At 42.3% G+C, this 20,924-nt stretch carries 16 protein-coding genes and 2 tRNA genes; 14 read left to right on the top strand and 4 right to left on the bottom strand.

What is annotated here, in order from left to right:
• Positions 1-9 precede the first annotated feature (9 nt).
• Positions 10-996, bottom strand: a complete 987-nt coding sequence (gene rsmH / locus M2R47_RS05585; RefSeq protein ID WP_249100238.1) for a 16S rRNA (cytosine(1402)-N(4))-methyltransferase RsmH — start codon at positions 994-996, stop codon at positions 10-12.
• A gap of 261 nt (positions 997-1,257) precedes the next feature.
• On the opposite strand from rsmH, the gene gltX reads away from it, so the two are divergent.
• The 13 genes from gltX to upp all read left to right on the top strand — a co-directional run bounded on the left by gltX (position 1,258) and on the right by upp (position 14,546).
• A complete protein-coding gene (gltX, locus tag M2R47_RS05590; protein ID WP_249100137.1) occupies positions 1,258-2,760 on the top strand; it encodes a glutamate--tRNA ligase in 1,503 nt (500 codons plus the stop codon).
• A gap of 195 nt (positions 2,761-2,955) precedes the next feature.
• Positions 2,956-3,031 (top strand) — tRNA-Ala (locus M2R47_RS05595).
• 76 nt (positions 3,032-3,107) lie between these two features.
• A tRNA-Glu gene (locus M2R47_RS05600) sits at positions 3,108-3,183 on the top strand.
• 351 nt (positions 3,184-3,534) lie between these two features.
• Positions 3,535-4,308 (top strand): imidazole glycerol phosphate synthase subunit HisF, encoded by a 774-nt coding sequence (gene hisF / locus M2R47_RS05605; protein WP_249100140.1) that lies wholly within the window; start codon positions 3,535-3,537, stop codon positions 4,306-4,308.
• Positions 4,309-4,451: 143 nt separating this feature from the next.
• Positions 4,452-4,943 (top strand): 6,7-dimethyl-8-ribityllumazine synthase, encoded by a 492-nt coding sequence (gene ribH / locus M2R47_RS05610; RefSeq protein ID WP_249100143.1) that lies wholly within the window; start codon positions 4,452-4,454, stop codon positions 4,941-4,943.
• 120 nt (positions 4,944-5,063) lie between these two features.
• Positions 5,064-5,621 (top strand): transcription antitermination factor NusB, encoded by a 558-nt coding sequence (gene nusB / locus M2R47_RS05615; RefSeq protein WP_249100146.1) that lies wholly within the window; start codon positions 5,064-5,066, stop codon positions 5,619-5,621.
• Positions 5,622-6,149: 528 nt separating this feature from the next.
• Positions 6,150-7,079, top strand: a complete 930-nt coding sequence (gene thiL / locus M2R47_RS05620) for a thiamine-phosphate kinase (protein ID WP_249100149.1) — start codon at positions 6,150-6,152, stop codon at positions 7,077-7,079.
• Between the two features lie 143 nt (positions 7,080-7,222).
• Entirely contained in the window at positions 7,223-7,792 is a 570-nt protein-coding gene (locus M2R47_RS05625) for a phosphatidylglycerophosphatase A family protein (RefSeq protein ID WP_283162918.1), read from the top strand.
• 59 nt (positions 7,793-7,851) lie between these two features.
• Positions 7,852-8,994 (top strand): efflux RND transporter periplasmic adaptor subunit, encoded by a 1,143-nt coding sequence (locus M2R47_RS05630; RefSeq protein WP_249100152.1) that lies wholly within the window; start codon positions 7,852-7,854, stop codon positions 8,992-8,994.
• A 1-nt stretch (position 8,995) separates the two neighbouring features.
• A complete protein-coding gene (locus M2R47_RS05635; protein WP_249100155.1) occupies positions 8,996-10,945 on the top strand; it encodes a MacB family efflux pump subunit in 1,950 nt (649 codons plus the stop codon).
• Between the two features lie 5 nt (positions 10,946-10,950).
• Positions 10,951-12,330 carry a TolC family protein gene (locus tag M2R47_RS05640; protein ID WP_249100157.1) on the top strand — a complete coding sequence of 460 codons (1,380 nt, stop codon included), beginning with the start codon at positions 10,951-10,953 and terminating at the stop codon, positions 12,328-12,330.
• Between the two features lie 50 nt (positions 12,331-12,380).
• Positions 12,381-13,742, top strand: a complete 1,362-nt coding sequence (glmU, locus tag M2R47_RS05645) for a bifunctional UDP-N-acetylglucosamine diphosphorylase/glucosamine-1-phosphate N-acetyltransferase GlmU (protein WP_249100159.1) — start codon at positions 12,381-12,383, stop codon at positions 13,740-13,742.
• A gap of 162 nt (positions 13,743-13,904) precedes the next feature.
• Positions 13,905-14,546 carry a uracil phosphoribosyltransferase gene (upp, locus tag M2R47_RS05650; RefSeq protein WP_249100162.1) on the top strand — a complete coding sequence of 214 codons (642 nt, stop codon included), beginning with the start codon at positions 13,905-13,907 and terminating at the stop codon, positions 14,544-14,546.
• Between the two features lie 60 nt (positions 14,547-14,606).
• On the opposite strand, the gene M2R47_RS05655 is transcribed toward upp, so the two are convergent.
• Positions 14,607-15,035 carry a YbaN family protein gene (locus tag M2R47_RS05655; protein ID WP_249100165.1) on the bottom strand — a complete coding sequence of 143 codons (429 nt, stop codon included), beginning with the start codon at positions 15,033-15,035 and terminating at the stop codon, positions 14,607-14,609.
• Between the two features lie 255 nt (positions 15,036-15,290).
• On the opposite strand from M2R47_RS05655, the gene M2R47_RS05660 reads away from it, so the two are divergent.
• Positions 15,291-15,863, top strand: a complete 573-nt coding sequence (locus tag M2R47_RS05660; RefSeq protein WP_249100168.1) for a biliverdin-producing heme oxygenase — start codon at positions 15,291-15,293, stop codon at positions 15,861-15,863.
• An 81-nt stretch (positions 15,864-15,944) separates the two neighbouring features.
• Here M2R47_RS05660 and M2R47_RS05665 read toward each other — a convergent pair whose 3' ends face one another.
• Both M2R47_RS05665 and M2R47_RS05670 read right to left on the bottom strand, forming a co-directional pair.
• A complete protein-coding gene (locus tag M2R47_RS05665) occupies positions 15,945-18,899 on the bottom strand; it encodes an insulinase family protein (protein WP_249100171.1) in 2,955 nt (984 codons plus the stop codon).
• A 464-nt stretch (positions 18,900-19,363) separates the two neighbouring features.
• On the bottom strand, positions 19,364-20,911 hold the full coding sequence (locus M2R47_RS05670; RefSeq protein ID WP_249100173.1) for a hypothetical protein: 1,548 nt from the start codon (positions 20,909-20,911) through the stop codon (positions 19,364-19,366).
• Positions 20,912-20,924 lie beyond the last annotated feature (13 nt).

A 20,924-nucleotide genomic window follows, 5' to 3' on the forward strand; every position in this document is an offset into this window, starting at 1 on the left:
CGACAGCCATCAGGTTGTAAAAGGCACATCAGTACGAGTTGCACCACGCAAATAGGCACTTCTGGCTCTTGGATTGACCGTAATTTCATCATCAGATGGTGCGATACGGTTTGGTTTACCAAAATACTTTTGTCTTTTTGGGGGCATGAAAAGCTTGTCATCACCTTCCCAGCGACCACGGCTATGGTTGTTTAAAAATCGCTTGATGCGACGATCTTCAAGCGAATGAAAGCTGATGACCGCAAGGTGTCCTCCTGATTTTAGCACAGACAGAGTTTGTATTAAGAAGTCATCAACATCGCCAAGTTCATTGTTAATAAAAATCCGCATCGCTTGAAAGCTTTGCGTGGCTGGGTGCTTGCCTTTTTGCCAAGCTGGGTGTGCCTGCTTAATAACCTCTGCCAGCTCCAAAGTAGACTCATAACTTGACATCGCCTTAATCGCACGGGCAATTTTACGACTGTGTCGCTCTTCGCCATATTCAAAAAGCACATCCGCCAGCCCATCAATATCTACTCGTTTAAGCCACACTGAAACAGGTTCGCCACGAGTCGTATCCATACGCATGTCCACCCTACCATCACGCATGAAGCTAAATCCACGAGCGCCATCGTCAAGTTGGGGACTAGACACCCCCAAGTCTGCCAATACCCCATCTACTCTATCAACACCAAGCGTTCGCAAGCTGTCTGCCAATGTCGCAAAGCTGTCATGCACGACTTTCACTCGATCATCTGCCCTGCTCAATGCTTTGGCAGCAACAATCGCCTGTGGATCTTTATCAAACACAACCAGCATTGCATCATCTGCCAAATAATCAAGCAGCAGCCTACTATGCCCACCACGACCAAAGGTTGCATCAACAAACACGCCATGCACGCTGTTTTTTGGGACATGATTAAGATTTGCCACTCCAAGCACCATCGCAACGGCTGGCTCAAGCAATACTGTCGTATGGCGAAATGACGCCAAATCATCGCCATGTAAGTCGGTCATCATCCAAAACACCCCAAATTTGCCAAATCATGCTCAACATGCATGGCTGGCAGACTTGCCTAACAAAAACTGCAAACCCAATATTCTAACAGCAAATCATACTTTTGTGGCAGATTTTTGTGTTGTTATTGTTGCCAAATCAAGCATTTTTGGTGCTTTTTCATACAAAATAACAACTCTATCCAAAACTTGGCAAATTTGATATGATAGTAAAAATTTTCAAGCAAGCACACAATAACATACAACAACAGTGAGAAACCTATGACCCGTCCTGTTCGCACTCGCATCGCCCCCAGCCCGACTGGATTTCCACATGTCGGCACCGCCTACATCGCATTGTTTAACTTAGCATTTGCCAGGTCCATGGGTGGAGAGTTCATCTTACGCATCGAAGATACCGACCAAGTTCGCTCCACCGCCCAATCCGAAGAGATGATTTTAAATGCTTTGCGATGGCTGGGCATTCAATGGTCAGAAGGCCCTGATGTAGGTGGGCAATTTGCCCCTTATCGACAGTCTGAGCGTGGTGAAATTTATAAACAATATGCTCAACAATTACTTGACCAAGGGCATGCCTTTCGCTGTTTTTGTACACCTCAAGAACTTGATGTCATGCGTCGTGAACAAGAAAAGCAGGGATTGCCTGTTCGCTATGACGGTCGCTATGCCAATCTTAGTCGCAAAGAAAGTGATGAGTTGGCAAACAGTGGCAAGCCTTTTGTCATCAGAATGCGAGTACCGACCGAAGGCGTATGCGTCATCAATGACATGCTAAGGGGTGAGATCAGCATTCCTTGGGAAACGGTGGACATGCAGGTTTTGTTAAAAACAGATGGCCTACCCACTTATCATCTTGCCAATGTCGTCGACGACCATTTGATGCAAATCAGCCATGTCATTCGTGGGGAAGAGTGGATCAATTCCGCCCCAAAGCACAAACTGCTGTATGAATATTTTGGCTGGGAAATGCCTGTGCTATGCCACATGCCACTACTTCGCAATCCCGATAAATCCAAACTGTCTAAACGCAAAAACCCAACCTCCATCACTTATTATCGTGATGCAGGCGTACTACCACAAGCCTTAATGAACTATCTGGGGCGTATGGGATACAGCCTACCACATGAGCAAGAAAAATTCAGCCTAGATGAGATGATTGATACTTTTGACATCACTCGTGTGTCCTTGGGCGGTCCTGTCTTCGATGTGGAAAAACTCTATTGGCTAAATGGCGAGTACCTACGCAGTATGAGTACCGATGAACTCAAACACGCCATCTTAGCTTGGGCAAGCGATGATGACAAACTGACCGCCATCACCAAGGCAATTCAGCCACGCATCAATCTTTTGTCCGATGCGGTCAACTGGGCAGGTTTTTATTTTCAAAATTTGCCTACCGTTACGGCAGAAGATTTTACTCACAAAACATTAGATCAAGACAGACTTTTAGAAATACTCTATTTGGCGACTTGGCAACTAGAAGCCCTACCAAGCTGGCGTGAAGAATACATCTACCAAACGCTCAAAGGTTTATCAGCACACTTCGACATCAAACTCAAAGACTTCATGCAGCCGTTTTTCGTGGCAATCGCAGGGTCAACCAGCTCCACACCTGTCATGAATTCAATGTACATTTTGGGTGCGGACATGACCTTGGCACGATTACGCCATGCTTGCGAGGTGTTGGACGGCTTAGGTAAGAAGAAGCTGAAAAAACTTGAAGAAATGAATAAAACCCTGCCAAATTTTTTAGCCCAAGCATGACCCATGATGACCGACAATGCCCCACTGCGTTGTCGGTTTTAACTAATACCGCACAACCCAACCGTCAAATAACATTCTCCACATCATCAAATAAAAATGATAAAAATCAATAATTTAAGAAAATTATTTACTTTTTTTAAATTATTTTCTTGACACCAAACAACTCACCTTATATAATACGCCCACCTTAATCAAGGGGCTATAGCTCAGTTGGTAGAGCACTTGCATGGCATGCAAGGGGTCAGCGGTTCGACTCCGCTTAGCTCCACCAAAAACCATTAAGGCTGAATGTAAGCACCTAGGCAATTTCTTACATTCTTATTTTTGACTCAGTCAAAGTTTCATGCGCTCCATTCGTCTAGAGGCCTAGGACATCGCCCTTTCACGGCGGTAACAGGGGTTCGAATCCCCTATGGAGTGCCAATATTCTTTCTCAACTTGAGAATAAAAAAGACCAACCCTAAAGGTTGGTCTTTTTTATTGACTCATACATCAACCTTATTCTAGCAATCTTACATCAACATTCGTTTAGCAATCTCATCGTTTGAAAAAAATATCAACAAAAACCAATCTAAAAATTTTTTGATGGCAACACCCTCCTCAGCATTGATCATCTTTTAACACTCAAAAAAAAAAATCACAAGCTTAACAAGCGATTAAAATTTCATCAAGAGTTTGGCTTAGAATGATGGCAAATATTCTAACGCACAGCCCATCAAAAACTGCTATAATAACCCATCAGTTTAAGCAAGCTTTGCCAAATCAAGGACACCTATGTTAGCAAAACGACTCATTCCCTGTCTTGATGTCGAAAATGGACGCGTCGTCAAAGGCGTTAATTTCATTGACATTAAAGATGCAGGCGATCCCATAGAAGTCTCTAAACGCTACAATGACCAAGGAGCAGATGAGATCACCTTCCTTGACATCACAGCCACATCAGATGGGCGAGATACCACCTATCACATGGTAGAGCAGATTGCTCGCTCTGTATTCATTCCACTGACTGTGGGTGGTGGCGTGCGTAAAATTGACGACATTCGAAATTTGCTCAATGCTGGTGCAGATAAAGTTGGCATCAACTCTGCCGCCATCACCAATCCTGATTTGGTCAATGACGCTGCAGCACGCTTCGGCAGTCAGTGCATTGTGGTCTCTATTGATGCCAAACGCGTAACCAAGTCAGATGGCACACTTGGCTTTGAGATTTTTACGCATGGCGGGCGGCGTGCCACTGGTATTGACGCGGTTGCTTGGGCGGTGGAGATGACCAAACGAGGGGCAGGTGAACTGCTCATTACCAGCATGGATGGCGATGGCACACGAGCAGGCTATGATTTGCTACTAACACGCACCATCAGTGATTTGGTGAGCATTCCTGTGATTGCATCAGGCGGTGTGGGTAATCTACAGCATCTGGCTGATGGCGTCATCAAAGGCGGTGCGGATGCCGTGCTGGCGGCCAGCATTTTTCATTTCGGCGACCACACCATCGCTGAAGCCAAGGCATTCATGGCAAATCAAGGCATTCCCATGCGATTGCTCTGATGATGTTACCCATCACGCAAGTACGCCAGTTTTTTAGATGACCACTTGCCTTAATTGACTCACCCACCAAAAAACACCCTATTTTTATCAAAATATGATATGATAAAAGACAGTTTTTAACACAATCAAACACGAGTAGCTCCATGAATTACACCGCTCAAAAATCCACCATCACTCACATTGATGGCGCCTTAGACCAAAACCAAAACCTTAAAGTAGCCATTGCAGTCAGCCGTTTTAATGGGTTTTTGGTAGAAAGCCTGGTGGAGGGTGCCTTAGACGCTCTGCTTCGCCATGGAGTGCAAGGCGAAAACATCACCGTCGTTCGTGTGCCTGGGGCTTTTGAGTTGCCACTGACTGCAAAACGACTGGCAACTTCTGGCAAATATGATGCCATCGTGGTGCTAGGTGCAATCATTCGTGGTGCAACGCCACACTTTGATATCGTTGCCAATGAGTCAGCCAAAGGACTCAGTCAAGTTGCTCTACATCACGACATTCCTGTGATCAACGGCATCTTAACAACTGAAAATATTGAGCAGACCATTGAGCGTGCTGGTACAAAAGCAGGCAACAAGGGGTATGAAGCTGCCATGACCGCCATCGAAATGGCAAGTGTACTCAAAGCCATTTAACAAAAATCCCACATGAAGACCCGGCTGTTTGATGTCATCACGAATGATAACTCATCGAAAAGCTGGCATCTTTTTTCCATTGAAAGATGATTTCAATGCAGCATTATTTTAAGGCGTTTTATGAATACTATCTCCCAAAACAACCAAGTTAACTTTGATGAATGCGGCTATAAAACCAGCCATACCGCTGTGCGTAAAGCTCGTCGCTTTGCCTTGCAAGGCTTGTATGAATGGATCTTGACCGACCATCGCTTTGCTAACGAACATCAAGATTTGTTAGGTGGTAATGAACCACACACCATCGTTGCTCGCACCAGAGCCGACAATGCCATGCACACTGTGCATTTAGGCTACTATCATGAGCTGATGCGTAATATTCCTGATCAGATAGGTGAACTGATTGTGGAGATTTCCCGCCATTTGGATCGCAATTTTAACCGCCTAGATCCCATTGAGCGCGCGGTGCTGCTTATCGGTGCATACGAACTTAAGCACAGTCCACACATTCCTTATAAAGTAGTGCTTGATGAAGCAATGCGGCTAAATACTTATTTTGGGGCGACAGACGCCCACAAGCTCATCAATGCCGTGCTAGACAGATATGCCAAAGAAGTGCGAACAGATGAGAAAAATGGCATAAGACCTAAGTCTGCTGCCGATCTGCCCAATCTGAATTGAGTTAAAATCATCATTGAAAAATATTGCAATAATAAGCCACTAAGTGCCAAGACTACTTTGTACGCTTTAATCATGGTAAAAATCCTTGCCGTTAAAAGCAAGGATTTTTACCAATCTCCAAGAGGTATGGCGCAAGCATGAATACAGATCCTAAACATGATATCTTTTGTGATGGTTTCACCCACAATGCTCATCGTCCATTCATTTTTTTGCCAAACAACACTTATCGCCGCGATCATCTCAACCATCAAGCCTGCAACAAATACCTTGTGATGTGCCTAAATCCGCCTTGTACAAAAAATTAAAGAGACTTGTTAATTTGACAGCAACTTTTTCATTCTGATGATTTTGTTGATGATTTAAAGAACAAAAACATCAGCAACGCCCAATTTGATGAAGAATGATAAAACCACCAAACACAACATCTCATGAGCAGTAATCATGAAAGTTATTAGTGAGAACATTCACCATCAACAGATCAAGAGTTTTTTGATAATCCCCATCATCTTTTAAATGAAGTATCGTCCAATGTCTGAATTTTCTCTAATCCACAATCATTTTAAACACCTGACTCAATCGCACAGCCAAACCATTTTAGGTATTGGTGATGACTGTGCAGTCAGCCGCATTCCACCCAACTGTGAGCTGGTCAGCTGTATGGACACCTTGGTGGCTGGGCGACATTTTCCATCAGGTACGCATCCTTATGCGATTGGTTTTAAATCAGTGGCGGTCAATTTATCCGACATTGCCAGCATGGGAGCGACGCCATATGCAATTTTACTGGGGATTTCTCTACCCCAAAATGATGATGAATGGCTACAAGCGCTTTCCCAAGGCATTGGCGATATTTGCAAAAAATTTCATGTTGATCTGATTGGGGGCGATACCACCAAGTCTGACAGATTGACCATTTCGGTAACGGCATTGGGCTTTGTTGAAGCTGGCAAATCCATTCGCCGAGATGGGGCAAAGGTTGGCGATCATATTTGTGTGAGCGGCCCTATTGGTTCAGCAAGTTTGGCATTATCACAGATATTAACCCATCAAAAAACCGATTTACAACACACCCTAGATTTACCGATGCCACAGGTTGATTTGGGTCAAAAACTCATCGGTTATGCCACAAGCATGATTGACATTTCAGACGGTTTAGGGCAAGATTTAGGGCATGTCTTAAAAGCCAGTCAGGTTGGTGCTAGGCTGCATCTGGATAACATTCCTTGCGATGACGCCTTAAACACCCTACCTTTTGCTGACAAATATCAGCACATTTTGAATGGTGGTGATGATTATCAGCTGTGCTTTACAATGCCCCAAGATAGTTTTGATAACTTTAATCAGCTTTATCCCAATAGCATTGTTAAAATTGGCGAAATTATAGAACAACAAGAGGTGGAATTATTTCATCAAAATCAACAAGTGGATTTTAAAATTCAAGGCTGGGAGCATTTTTGAAAGACTGGTCAAAATCATTTAAATTCCATACAAAATATTCTAAATGGCATTGCTGATTTGCCAATAGTTGGCAACATTCATGCCTCAAAACTGGGCAGCATCATTTGTCATTAACCTTTGAAGTAAATACATAAAACATCATTATGCACAAACCCGACATTCGAAAATCAAACCCTTGCCCACCCTGCCCGCTGACTGCCACACGCCTTGAAAAGTGTGTTTACTGGCTGGGCATTGGACTGGGTTCTGGATTACCAAAAAAAGCTCCTGGGAGCTGGGGGACGCTGGGCGGATTTGTGATTGCGTTGCCGATGTTATTATTGGGATTTTGGGGATTTTTGGTCCTCACGCTGTTGGGTTGTTTGGTCGGCAGTCATGTTTGTGGCAAGACTTCAAATTTGATGGATGTCCATGATGATCCGCACATTGTTTTTGATGAATGGGTGGGCGTGTGGATAGCTGTTTTGCCGAGTGTTTGGCTGTTAGAAAGCACACAAATTGGCAATGAAGCAGGATTGGCACATTCACACCCAAGCGTGATTTTATCATTCATCATTCCTTTTATCTTATTTCGTTTTTTTGATATTATTAAACCTTTTCCAATCAAATGGGTGGATAAAAATGTCTCTGGCGGCTTTGGCATTTTGATTGATGATGTTCTAGCTGGCATGATGGCAGGACTGGCAAGCTGTTTATTATTTTTTATCAATTAGCAAAAAGCATTGATGATGCTTACTTTTTCATATTATTACATATCATTGGGTGATGCACCATGTCTTTAAAAAAAATCTCTTTCGTCATGATCATTCTCATCATCGCCATTGGCGGCTGGTTTTGGCAACGACATCAAGCACCAAAAATAGAATATCTCACTGAGTCGGTGGCATTAAATGACATTGAAGAAACAGTGATTGCAGGGGGTCAAGTCTATGCTGAAGAGCTGGTGGATGTGGGTGCACAGGCAACTGGGCGAGTAGACAAGTTGCATGTCAAACTCGGTCAACGCCTTAAAAAAGGCGAGTTGATTGCTGATATTGATGCCACACAACAAAAAAATACCTTAAAGGACGAACAAGCCAGCTATCAAGCACTGATTGCTCAGCATGATATTAAAAAACTCCAGCTTGACCAACTCCAAAACGATTTTAACAAACAAAAACAAGGATTTGATGCGGGCATCATCTCACAGGTGGATTTTGATAAAGCCAAAAACGCCCTATCAGTTGCCAAAAAAGAGTTGGTTGCCAGCAACTCACAGTTAGAACAAGCAAAGCTTAAAATTGCCACGGCTAAGAATAACCTTGCGTATACTCGCATCACCGCACCCATTGACGGTGTCGTGGTGGCGGTCGTTACCAAAGAAGGTCAAACGATCAATGCCATGCAGTCATCACCGACAATCATTAAACTCGCTCAGATTGACACCGTACGCATTAAAGCCAAATTTTCTGAAGCTGACATTCCCAAATTAAAGGTGGGCATGGCGGCAAATGTGACCATCTTAGGCTTGCCAAATCAGAAATTTCACGCCACGCTGGAGGCCATTGAGCTGTCTCCCATCGCCGATGGTGCATCGTCTGGTGCGGTTTATTACTATGGTCTGCTTAGCGTACCCAATCCCAATCGTGAGCTATTTATTGGCATGACTGCCAATGTTAGTGTGATGATTGACAAAAAAGCACAGACACTCACCATCCCCCTAACCGCCTTAGGCAAGCAAGTCGGCACAGATGAATTTGAAGTGCAAGTCATGGAAAGTCAGGACAGTGCTACGCCCAATATCAGCACACGCACCGTCAAGGTTGGCATCAACGACAAAATCAACACAGAAATTCTGTCTGGATTAAAACAAGGTGAAAAAGTGATCGTCTCCCAGTCAGACGGCAATATAGAAACACTGGATTTGGGGCTGTAGCATGAATCACACACCCATTTTATCGCTGAAAAACATCACCAAAAAATTCGGCTCAGGTGATAATGAACTACAAGTGTTGCACGGCATTGATTTAGAAATTTTTGCAGGAGAAATGGTCGCCATCGTCGGTCAATCAGGCTCTGGAAAATCCACGCTGATGAACATCTTGGCATGCCTAGACGCACCAACAACAGGAAGCTATGTCATTGATGGCATTGCTACCACCGACATGGACAGCGATGAGTTGGCAAGGTTACGGCGAGATAAATTTGGTTTCATTTTTCAAAGATATCAGCTACTTAGCAGCCTAAATGCCTTAGAAAATGTTGCCATGCCTGCCATCTACGCTGGAACCAACAGTTACGAACGAGAGCAAAAAGCCCAAGCCTTACTCACAAAATTAGGCTTGCAAGAGCGGCTTTATCACTATCCCAATCAGCTTTCAGGCGGTCAACAACAACGAGTATCCATCGCACGAGCCTTGATGAACGGCGGCCAAATCATTTTTGCAGACGAGCCAACTGGTGCGTTAGACAGCAAAAGCAGCCGTGATGTGATGGACATTTTGACCAAACTCAATCAAGAAGGCCACACCGTCATTTTGGTGACTCACGATCCCAAAATCGCTCAGAGTGCTGGTCGCATCATTGAGATATCCGATGGTCAAATCCTAAGCGACACAAAACAAGCTGAAGACCACCTACCAAATACCTCACAAAAATTTTCTCAAACAATCAAACACACTTTTAACGCCCAAGCCATCAGTCGCATCAAAGAGGCCTTTCGCATGGCGGTTTTGACCATGATCGCCAATAAAATGCGAACACTCTTAACCATGCTAGGCATCATCATTGGCATTGCTTCTGTGGTATTGATTGTCGCATTGGGTAATGGTTCAAAGCAGCAAATCTTAACCCAAATCAACAGCATCGGTTCACCGACAATCACCATCTTTATGGGGACCATGAATAACGATGATGATGCCACCAGACCTAATGACTTAACTTTTGATGACATGCACGCACTTGAAAAATTACCTTTCATAGAAAGCGTGTCGCCTGATTTATCGATGAACGCACAAGCCCAATTCGGCAATCATACCAAGCTTGTACAAGTAGATGGTGTAGGACTTAATCATCATCGCTTAAAGAATGTGGCATTTGTCTTGGGGGGCATGTTTCGCCAAACAGATTTGGATCATTTTAGCCAAAAAATCATCATCAGTGAAAAAACCAAAGAAACTTTTTTCAAACAAGGTGACGCCCTAGGTCAGACCATTCTCTTAAACGGCGTGCCAACCACTGTCGTTGGGGTATTTAAGTACAAAGGCGTTGAAGCCAGCTTTGATCGTGGTCTAAAAGTCTGGCTTCCTTATCGCACTTACCAAGCCCGCTTTGCAGGCGAATCGCCACAACTTAGTAGCATCACCGTCCTTCTAAAAAAAGACCAGTCATCTGCCTTAGCAAGCGAAAACATCAGTCAAGTACTCACCAAAAGACACGGAAGGAAAGATTTTACTGTGTTTAATAGCGACAGCCTAGCAAAAACAGTGGAGAAAACCGCACAATCTTTGACTCTGCTCATTGGAGCGATTGCAGTCATCTCTTTATTGGTCGGCGGTATTGGCGTGATGAACATCATGCTGGTATCAGTTACCGAACGCACAGGCGAGATTGGCGTGCGTATGGCGGTGGGTGCTACTTATAAAGACATCGTTTGGCAGTTCTTGATTGAAGCGATGGTTGTCTGTGCTTTAGGTGGTGTTTTAGGCGTACTGCTGGCTTTTGGCTTGGGATTGCTGGTACGGCTTTTTGAAATTCAAGTGATGTTCTCTGCCACTTCCATCATACTTGCGGTAAGCTGTGCCAGCTTAATCGGTCTTATATTTGGATTCATGCCAGCTCATAAGGCAGCAAAAATGAATCCAATTGATGCTTTAAATAAAGGATAATCGCCATGTCAATCAAATCTTTTAGTGTGGTGTTAGCAGTACTGACACTATCAGCGTGCCAAACCGTACCAAAACAGCCAGTGCCTTTACCACACATACTCAACAACGAGCCGAAAGCATGCCTACATATTGATGACAAACTTTGCACCAGCGATTGGTGGCGTGTATTTAATGATGCCACCTTAAATGATTTCATGCGTGAAGTTGTGATACATAACCATGAATTATCCGTGGCAACACTCAACTTACAAAAAGCCATTTTGAGTCATCAAAAAACCAAAGATAATAAGAAAATCATGGTAAGTAACACCGCCTTAGCAGGTCATCGTGCACAAAAATCCCTCTCAACAGGCGAAATCAGATCATCAAGCAACTTTGATGTGAGTGTGAATGCCAGTTGGGAAGTTGATTTGTGGGGGAAACTGGCATTGCAACAAAACATCAGCGATTGGGAAATGCAAGCAAGCCGTGCTGATCGTCGAGCGGTATTTGTCAGCCTTACCGCAACTGCCGTCAGAGAGTATTTCAACCTTCTAGGCATTCAACAAAAACGCTTGGAGAACCAGCAAGCCTTGCAATACCAACAAAAACAACGCAAGTTTTTACAAAGTCAGCTAAAATTGGGGCTGATTGCCCCTGCCGACACCTTACCCATTGAACAAACCATCAACAACCTAAAGCAAATTGCTAACAATCTGGCACAACAAGAACAAGCCAGCCTATCCACACTGTCTTTATTAAGCCAGATTGATAAAAAAGATTTACAAAAACAGCTTGGCAATCAAAAATTCCCCCCAAACCTACCAACAGACATCAAGCATTCATCAATGGCTGTGATCAACCACCGACCAGATGTTCAAGCACAAATGTGGCGACTGACAGCAAGCCTAGTCCAGCAAGACCTCATCAAAAAAAACCAGTACCCAACATTGGTATTTACAGCAGGGGCAGGCTCACAGCATACGCATTTGCTGGATTTATTAAAAGTTCCTGTACTCAACTGGGGCATCTCACTAAACATTCCCAACTTAAACCCAAAGGACCACCAATATCATCTGAATCTTGCCAAAATCGATGAACACATCGCCACCTTAAATTATCAAGACAGCGTCTATAAGGCATTGTCAGATGTTCAAGACAAATTGGAAAACTTAGAAAATCTCAAACAAAACCACCAACTCATCTTAAAAGCCAATCAGCTTGCCAAAAAACAGTTGGCACATCAACAAAAACGCCATGAACTGGGATTCATCTCAATCAGAGAGCTGGAAGAAAGTAAAGAGCATGCCCGTCAAGCCCAAACGGCAGTAACAGACAGCGTGATCAATCAAGCCCAAGCCTTAGTCAGCGTCTATCAAGCGGTCGGCGGCATGGTCAATTCATAAATGGTCATGCTTATGCTATAATCACTTTATTTTTGTCGCAGGAAGTTATCATGTCATTGACCGTCATCATCATGTCCGCTGGCAAAGGCACTCGCATGAAATCTGCCAAGCCCAAAGTATTGCAGCCATTGGCAGGCAAGTCCTTGCTGGCACATGTTTTGGCCACCGCCAAACAATTAACCGCCCAAAAAACCGTTATTATTTATGGGTTTGAAGGTCAAAAGGTTAGGAATGCCTTTGTTGATAATGACATCGACTGGGTTGAACAAGCAGAGCAACTTGGTACAGGGCATGCTGTCAAAATGACCTTACCAGTGTTACCAAAACAAGGTAAAAGCTTGATTCTGTCAGGCGATGTTCCGCTGATTCAAGCAGATACACTACTAAGACTCGTTCAAAGCAGCAGCCCTTTTGCCATGCTGACAATGACCACCACCAACCCATTCGGCTTGGGTCGCATTCTACGCTGTGATGGCAAGGTGGTCGCCATCATAGAAGAAAAAGACGCCACGACCACCCAAAAACAAATCAGTGAAATTAACAGTGGCGTGTATTGCATCGCCAATGAAATCCTACATAAATATTTAGAAAATCTAGACAATGATAATGCACAGGGCGAATACTATCTGACAGACATCGTCAAAATGGCCGTTGATGATGGCATCATTATCGACACCGTATCACCCACATTTGCTTTTGAGATTGAAGGTGTTAATGACCGCATGCAGTTAGCACAATTAGAACGCACTTGGCAATCTCACCAAGCCAATGAACTCATGAAACAAGGCGTACACATCATTGACCCCGCCCGTTTTGATTTGCGTGGTCGTTTGACGGTGGGTCGAGATGTGAGCATTGACATCAATGTGATTTTTGAAGGTGATTGCGTCGTAGGTGATGATGTTAAAATCGGTGCAGGTTGCGTCATCAAAAATACTAAGATTGCCAGTGGTACTGTTGTCCAGCCATACAGCATTTTTGAGAATGCAGTGGTGGGTGAAAACAACCAAATTGGTCCTTTTGCACGCTTACGCCCACATGCGGTAACGGCTGATGAAGTGCATATCGGTAACTTTGTGGAACTTAAAAATACGCAGATGAAGCATGGTGCAAAAGCCAATCATCTGGCGTATCTGGGCGACAGTACGGTCGGTGCATCGACCAACATCGGTGCTGGCACGATTACTGCCAATTATGATGGCGTCAATAAATTCAAAACCACGATTGGCGATGAAGTGCGTATCGGCTCAAATACAGTGCTGGTCGCTCCCGTTACGGTAGGCAACAAGGCAACGATTGGTGCAGGCTCTGTGATTACCAAAGATTGCACCGATGGTAAGCTCGTGGTCGCTCGTAGTAAACAAGTAACCATTGAAGGGTGGCTGAGACCTGAAAAATCACCCACAGCCTAAACGCACAGCGATACCACCCAAACCATCAGACATTATCAAGACAGATGATTGAATCGTGCTTGATGGTTTTGCAAGGTTTTTCAAAGCTGTTTACTGAGATGGCGTTTGGCAAAATGAACCAAACAATACATGAATTCATGAACCAATAATAAAGAGATTAGCATGACCGATCTAAATATCCAAATCATTAACCACCCTCTTGTCCGACACAAGCTGTCTTTAATGCGTGCCATTGATTGCAGCACCTACCAATTTCGCACTTTAACCAAAGAGTTAGGACGCTTGATGGCGTATGAAGCAAGCCGTGATTTTGAAATTGAAACCTTTAAAATGCAAGGCTGGTGTGGTGAGATTGATGGCGAACAGATTAAGGGTAAAACACTCACACTCGTCCCAATTTTGCGGGCTGGACTGGGCATGCTTGATGGGGTGCTGGATTTGTTACCCACTGCTAAAATTTCTGTGGTTGGGTTGCAGCGAGATGAAGAAACGCTTGAGCCTGTGCCATTTTTTGAGAAATTTGTCAAAGATATTGATCGCCGTCCCGCCTTAATTTTAGATCCAATGCTTGCAACAGGTGGTAGTATGGTTGCCACCATTGACATGCTTAAAAAGCATGGTTGCACCAACATCAAGGCTTTGGTTTTGGTCGCTGCCCCAGAAGGTGTACGATTGGTCAATCAAGCTCACCCAGATGTAACCATATACACCGCCGCCCTAGATAGCCACCTAAATGACAATGGCTACATCATTCCCGGACTTGGGGATGCTGGGGATAAAATTTTTGGCACCAAAGCATGCTAAGTGTTTGTACGCTTTTTAGTAAAAAAATATCCACTTAGACCTGTGGATATTTTTTAGTGATTAAGCATCAGGCAATTTCGCCATCCAAATAGAGACCGCCAAACAAATCACACCCACCAATACCACCACCCACATCCAATCAGCAGGCAAGCGATAAGCCAAGATGACACAAGAAAGCATCATCATGCCCCATGCCAAGTATTTGGCAAAGCGTGGCATGGCACGATGTCTCTCCCAGTCACTCAACACCTTGCCAAAAACCCTGTGCCTAAGCAGATAATCATGAAATCGATCAGAACTTCTCGACCAGCAATATCCCGCCAGCAAAACAAATACTGTCGTTGGCAAGCCTGGCAACACCACCCCTAAGATGCCCAAACCTAAAAATACAAAACCTAGTAAAAAAAGCCCCCATTTCATCATGTGATTGGTGGATTTTTGGTGCTTATTAGGCTTGGTTGGTGATTTATTTTGGGGTAAATTCAACATAGACTCATCAAAAAACCATCATTTTTAGCTTGAAAATCACAAAAAAACCGTCATAATAACATAAGGTAGCATGATAAATGTAGCCAACTGATTGATATTGATAAGGTCTAAATATTAAATATAAATATCAAGTCAAGGCACCACCATCATAATCATATCACAAGCTTGTGATTTATCAAAAGTAAATCCTGATAAATCTGTCCAGGTTTTTATTGAGTACATCAATAAACAAAGATCATGAATGAAAGGTTATTTATGAGTAAGCCCACACTATCTGAAGCTTTAAAAGAGCATTCACGCACAACCCATGACGCCGTGGATCATTTGGTCATGAGCATGCAACCATTTGCCAATCATGACAACTACCGCAAATTCCTACAAGCACAGTTTGAGTTTCATAAAACCGTCCATCCAATCTATCAAAATCAAAAACTTGCCAGCCAGTTTGATGACTTAGCACAATTAAGTCGCCTAGATCGCGTGAAGTCTGACATGAAAGACTTGGCGGTTGAAGCTTACGATAAAGACATTGAACAGCCAAGCTATGATGAAGATGAGGCTGTCGGCTGGTTGTATTGCGTTGAAGGGTCAAATGTCGGTGCGGCAATTTTGTATAAAGAAGCAGGAAAGATTGATTTAACAGATGATTTTGGTGCTTCTCATTTGGCTGCTCATGCAGATGGTCGCATGCCACATTGGCGTTCGGTGAAAGCCAAAATTGACGCACTGCCATTTGACGAACAACAAAGACAAGCCGCCATGAAAGGTGCAGATGACGCATTTGCTTATTTTAAACGCTTGATTCGTCAAATATATGAAACAGAGTGAGTGATTGCCCAGTTGTTAATATCCAATCAAAAAAAACCAAACCCATGACGACAAGGGTTTGGTTTTTTTAATGAGAATGGCTTAATCGGTCAGTTTTTTTACCAAAAATCCTAGCTGTTCAACCACTTGCTCTTTTTCAAGCGGTGCTAGGGTGGCTTTGGTGTGAGGCTTGTCTTTTAAATATCGGCAAGCCACGCGTTTTAGGTCGTCTATTGTTACCGCCAAAATCTTAGCACGCAACGCTTGCTGATACACTCTATCACGACCATGAAGCTGAGCGAAACAGGACTTGACCGCCTCGCCTGCTGGCGAACCTGGCTTATCCATACCAGCGATGATGCCCATGATTGCTTCTTGTAGTTGAGATTCATCATGCTCATGATCAATCAACCAATCAATACTGGCCAAAAAATGAGCAAATGTCTCTTGGCAATTCGGATCTCGATAGCTATAAAACTTAAATGCCGCCGCATTACCATCAAAGCTTGCACCACCACCATAAGCACCACCTTTTTCACGAATGGCAGCATGCAGATAGCCATTACGCAAAAATGGAGCAAGCACCATCAGTGCAGGTGCGTCCTCATCGCCTGCGGTGGTTGCAGCGTAAGCGGCTGCATTATGATAAACATTGGTGGAGATCAGCCAGGCAATGTCTTGAGAATTATTACCATTCACAATCTGCGACAAATCATCAAATACTAACAGGTCTCTTGACACACGCTGAGATCTTGGTTGGGTATGAAGCGTTCGGCTGATTGTGCTTGTCAACACATCTGCCATCTCAGGTTCACAAACAACAATGACATCTTTTGGTAGACTGACGATGCGATCATGCAATGCCGCAAGGCGTTCAGACAGCACAGCCCACTTACCTTCTCCTTCTTGTGCCATAAAGGCTTTTAACGCAGACAGTGCAGGCAATCCTGAAAACGCATATTCAATCTTGGCCAATCGGCTAAAATTTTGGCTTGCCGTCTGCATTGCATAAGCATGACCTGAGCCAGCAAGGCGAGATTGCCAGCTGCCTTGTTTTTGCTGTAACAGTTCACGAATGCGGTCAACCTCACTAAAAATCGACTCGTCAAGCACTTGATTGACCAACTCAATCGCCTCAAGCTTGCGATTGAGTGCGCGGGTCGCCACCACAAAATAGCTACTCATCTTATCCTTGTTCACCGTATCGGTACGCTGACTGATGCGTGCCGTTACACCAGATGAGCAAGCTGCTTGTACCGCCTGAAATGCTCTGGCATCATGCTTGGTCGTGCCCACCTCGGACAATAGCGTCAGATAAATGGGCAGTAGCGGATCATCTAAAATCTCATCTGCACGCTCGCCTAAATCCATGACCACCTGATAATAATACAAGCCATTCGTACCTGCATGATATTCATACAGAGTGCGAGTCTTGCCGTCTAACACGATGGCTTTTTTATTGGCATCAATAAAACTGATGTCATTTGGAATGTCGTCAAGACCCACCTTTGGCAAGACATCAACATCATCAATCATCGCTTGGCGTTGTCGTAATTGTTGGGATTTTTGCTCTATTGTCATGCGGTCATGATCAGTCATCGTCTTGCTTAATTCGTCCAGCGCCACCTGCTCATCTGCCAATAACCGTTGAGCTTTTTGTTTGTCGGGAGATAGCGTTAAGCGTACACGATGCGGATTGTCTAACAGATGCTCTTTGATGAGTGATGGTATGAAATCTGGATTTTTCGCCTGTTGTCTTAGCCATGCCAAATGCCCATCAATCTGCCACACATCCAAAGGATTACCGCCATGAATCACCGTGCTAAATGCCTCAAGAATTAATGTCAGACCATATGGCATGCCATCGCCACCAATATGTCTTTGATCAAGCTCTATTTGATGTAGCACCGTCTCAATCATATCCGCATCCACACCTTGCTGCACAACCTGTTCAAGCAGGTCTAAAATACCCTTTTCAATATCATCAGCATATTCAACATCACTGCCACGAACCCCTGCATAAAACACCATTTCATAATGACTGTCATCAAGCCCCAATAAAGGGCTTGGAGCAGTGGCATGAACATAGCTTTCTAGATAGGCACGCAGCGGAGAACCTGAATGCTCTATCAACACCCCTTCTACCAGACGAAGTGCCAAGCGTTGTCTTGGATCATTGATGGTCGGCAATAACCACGATAACACATGATGCGTCATCTGCTTCTTATCATCATCTGCCGCATAGGTATCAAATACCTGCACAGGCTTGGTTAATCTCCGCTCTGTTACAGAGGTGAACTTTTTGCCCATTTTTGGACGCTCGATATCATCAAAACGACTCAGCACATGCTCACAAAGGTGTGCTTGGATAGCTTCCGCCTTGATATTGCCAAAGCTCATTATGATGGCATTTGACGGATGATAATGAACCTGATGAAATTTCACCAAATCCTCATGCGTCAATTCAATAATGTGCTTAGGATCGCCGCCAGAATTATAATGATAGGTTGTCGTCGGGAACACATGGGGAGTCAAGGCGTAATACAGCTGATCTATCTCACCACTCATTGCACCTTTCATCTCATTAAAAACAATGCCATGATACTCGGGCTTGCCCTCATCATTCATCTCAATGCGAATGCCCTCTTGGGCAAAGTCAAGCTCGTGAATGTTTGGAAAAAAGCACGCATCGGCATAGACGGATAACAGATTAAAAAAGTCATTGACATTTTGAGTGGCAAACGGATAGACCGTCCAGTCTGCTGCCGTCATCGCATTCATGAAAGTCTGCAAAGACCGCTTTATCATACTAAAAAATGGATCTCTCACAGGGTATTTTTCACTGCCACACAGCACCACATGTTCCAAAACATGTGCTTCACCTCGTGAACTCATCGGCTGTGTCGCAAAGCCTATCATCAAGGCATTTTCATCATAATCACATGCCAAATGATAATGAATCATTCCAGTATCCTGATGGCGATAATGCAGCACATCGATATCTAACGCCTCGATTTTTGTTTTACTAATAAGCTTAAAAGCATTTGGGACTGTCATGGCTTTTCCTAATTATCTGTTATCTATGAATACTTCTAACTCAAAAAAATGTCTAGTTTAGCATAATTTGATATAAAATAATGCACAATGAAGCCTAAAAAATGGTTAGAGTTTGCTTGATGGTGTTTTACAACGCTCCGCAACCCAAAAACAGTCATCATTGATACTGATTGGCTATCATCAATGATCATTAATTGCCAAACATATGACAAATGCCAAACCTTGACAATTTGGTTAGCAAATCATTCGTTTTTGGCAATTTATCGCCAAATTCAGCCCACCATTTTAAAAAGGCACAAAATAAAGCCCAGAGGTATTCCAAAACGGTAAGACAAGCAAATAAAATATCAACAAAGTCGCAAGCAACCCCACCAGCTTTTTATGCTTTTTTGATGCTTTATTAGATACAAAATCGGCAAAAATAACACAATCGGAATGACAAAGTTTAGTAGGTAAAACATCAATCACCTCAAATACAATTTTATTTCATTCATTGGGATTTTGGATAAATAATAATCGCTCACAAGCTGTAAATATTTGCCGTCAATCACAAGACATTTGGCGGATTTTTCTTTGTTATTACCCTCATCATCAAAAAAATCCACCGATACAGGGCAAAATACTTTGGTGTTGCCTAAATTCCAAGCAAAGTAGCCGTAAAGAGCGTTGGGGCTTATGCTATTAATATAATCATTAAGTTTTCTGCAACTCTTCATATTTTGATTTGTAAAAACATCTACTTGGCAATATTTACCCCAAAATACTGGTTCAAAATTATATTGATACTTTTTAATATCTTTTTCCGTTAAACCATTAATCGTATCTGACATGGCATTGCCATTATGTATGAGATACCAAGATGAATTTTGGGGTTTTTCTATAAATCTTGTTTTATAAAGAGAAACTTCATAATTACTAAAAACAGAAACATAGCATAAATAAAAAAGGACAAATAGAGCACTCGCAATATAAAAAGCATAATTATGTCTTTTGTTCTTATAGAAATATTCAAAAGATAAATAAGAAAAAAGCAAAGAAGATGAAAAAATAATAATTGAAAAAATATAGAACAATATAAAAGTTTTAGTATTTTCCAGTACGCCCAATGTAGGAATAATGACAAATAAAAAATGTAAACACACAGGTAATATATGCAGCATAGCAATTGCAAGAACCCAAATACTATTTTCCTGTATATTGTTTTTGTATAATTTATTTTGATTTAAAAAAATAAAACCATATGCTATATTAAAAAATATAAATACAAAAGTTAAAAAATTTAAAATATTACTATAATATTTATTGAGAGAAGTACTTAATATTGAGTCAGCAAAAAATATTATTGTGAAAATTCCAATAAACCAAAACATACTCCAATAAACAAACTTAGCATAATAAATGATGTCTCTTTTTTTATTTTCATAAAAAAATGTATTTTCTATAATATTAAAAAATAATTTAATAATATTTATAGAAAATCCAATTACAGATATGAAAAATAGTGTTATAAATAATAATACTGGTATTAATAAAGAAAAAATTAACTTATTAGCATTTAAAATAAACTTTATCACATTTTTTAATTTTGGATTTATACTGAGTAATTTATTTTTATTTTTTGATGAGCTATTTTGGGAAATTTGTTTCTTGCTACCTGGATTTAAAAAATCACTAGAGATATTATTTAGTATTATGTTTATAAAAAAAGGAGACAAAAAACCAAACGATAAGATAATATAGAATATAATATGAACAATAAAAATTGAGACGGACACATTAGATGCTGAAATATTATCAGGGAATAAAAATAAATGATTTATCTTTTTTAGATACAAGTAAACATTGATTCCCCCAAAGATAATGCCAAAAATTGTAGCGATGCTGATAAATTTAATTAAATACTCAAAAATAGCATTTAACTTCTTAAATTGAAAATTGTTAGAATTATGTTGTATTTCAAAATCCTGGCAGACACCGATATTCTCTTTATCTTTTAAATCTTTTATTGGCATTTTTTATCCTTGA

This window comes from Moraxella oculi, assembly GCF_023336735.1.
GTDB classification, from domain to species: Bacteria; Pseudomonadota; Gammaproteobacteria; order Pseudomonadales; family Moraxellaceae; genus Moraxella; species Moraxella oculi.

Coding starts and splice junctions, on each gene's coding strand:
- M2R47_RS05630 (WP_249100152.1), top strand. CDS start 7,852: ATGTCTTTAAAAAAAATCTCTTTCGTCATGATCATTCTCATCATCGCC.
- ribH (WP_249100143.1), top strand. CDS start 4,452: ATGAATTACACCGCTCAAAAATCCACCATCACTCACATTGATGGCGCC.
- M2R47_RS05665 (WP_249100171.1), bottom strand. CDS start 18,899: ATGACAGTCCCAAATGCTTTTAAGCTTATTAGTAAAACAAAAATCGAG.
- nusB (WP_249100146.1), top strand. CDS start 5,064: ATGAATACTATCTCCCAAAACAACCAAGTTAACTTTGATGAATGCGGC.
- gltX (WP_249100137.1), top strand. CDS start 1,258: ATGACCCGTCCTGTTCGCACTCGCATCGCCCCCAGCCCGACTGGATTT.
- glmU (WP_249100159.1), top strand. CDS start 12,381: ATGTCATTGACCGTCATCATCATGTCCGCTGGCAAAGGCACTCGCATG.
- thiL (WP_249100149.1), top strand. CDS start 6,150: ATGTCTGAATTTTCTCTAATCCACAATCATTTTAAACACCTGACTCAA.
- M2R47_RS05670 (WP_249100173.1), bottom strand. CDS start 20,911: ATGCCAATAAAAGATTTAAAAGATAAAGAGAATATCGGTGTCTGCCAG.
- rsmH (WP_249100238.1), bottom strand. CDS start 996: ATGACCGACTTACATGGCGATGATTTGGCGTCATTTCGCCATACGACA.
- hisF (WP_249100140.1), top strand. CDS start 3,535: ATGTTAGCAAAACGACTCATTCCCTGTCTTGATGTCGAAAATGGACGC.
- M2R47_RS05640 (WP_249100157.1), top strand. CDS start 10,951: ATGTCAATCAAATCTTTTAGTGTGGTGTTAGCAGTACTGACACTATCA.
- M2R47_RS05635 (WP_249100155.1), top strand. CDS start 8,996: ATGAATCACACACCCATTTTATCGCTGAAAAACATCACCAAAAAATTC.
- M2R47_RS05655 (WP_249100165.1), bottom strand. CDS start 15,035: ATGTTGAATTTACCCCAAAATAAATCACCAACCAAGCCTAATAAGCAC.
- upp (WP_249100162.1), top strand. CDS start 13,905: ATGACCGATCTAAATATCCAAATCATTAACCACCCTCTTGTCCGACAC.
- M2R47_RS05660 (WP_249100168.1), top strand. CDS start 15,291: ATGAGTAAGCCCACACTATCTGAAGCTTTAAAAGAGCATTCACGCACA.
- M2R47_RS05625 (WP_283162918.1), top strand. CDS start 7,223: ATGCACAAACCCGACATTCGAAAATCAAACCCTTGCCCACCCTGCCCG.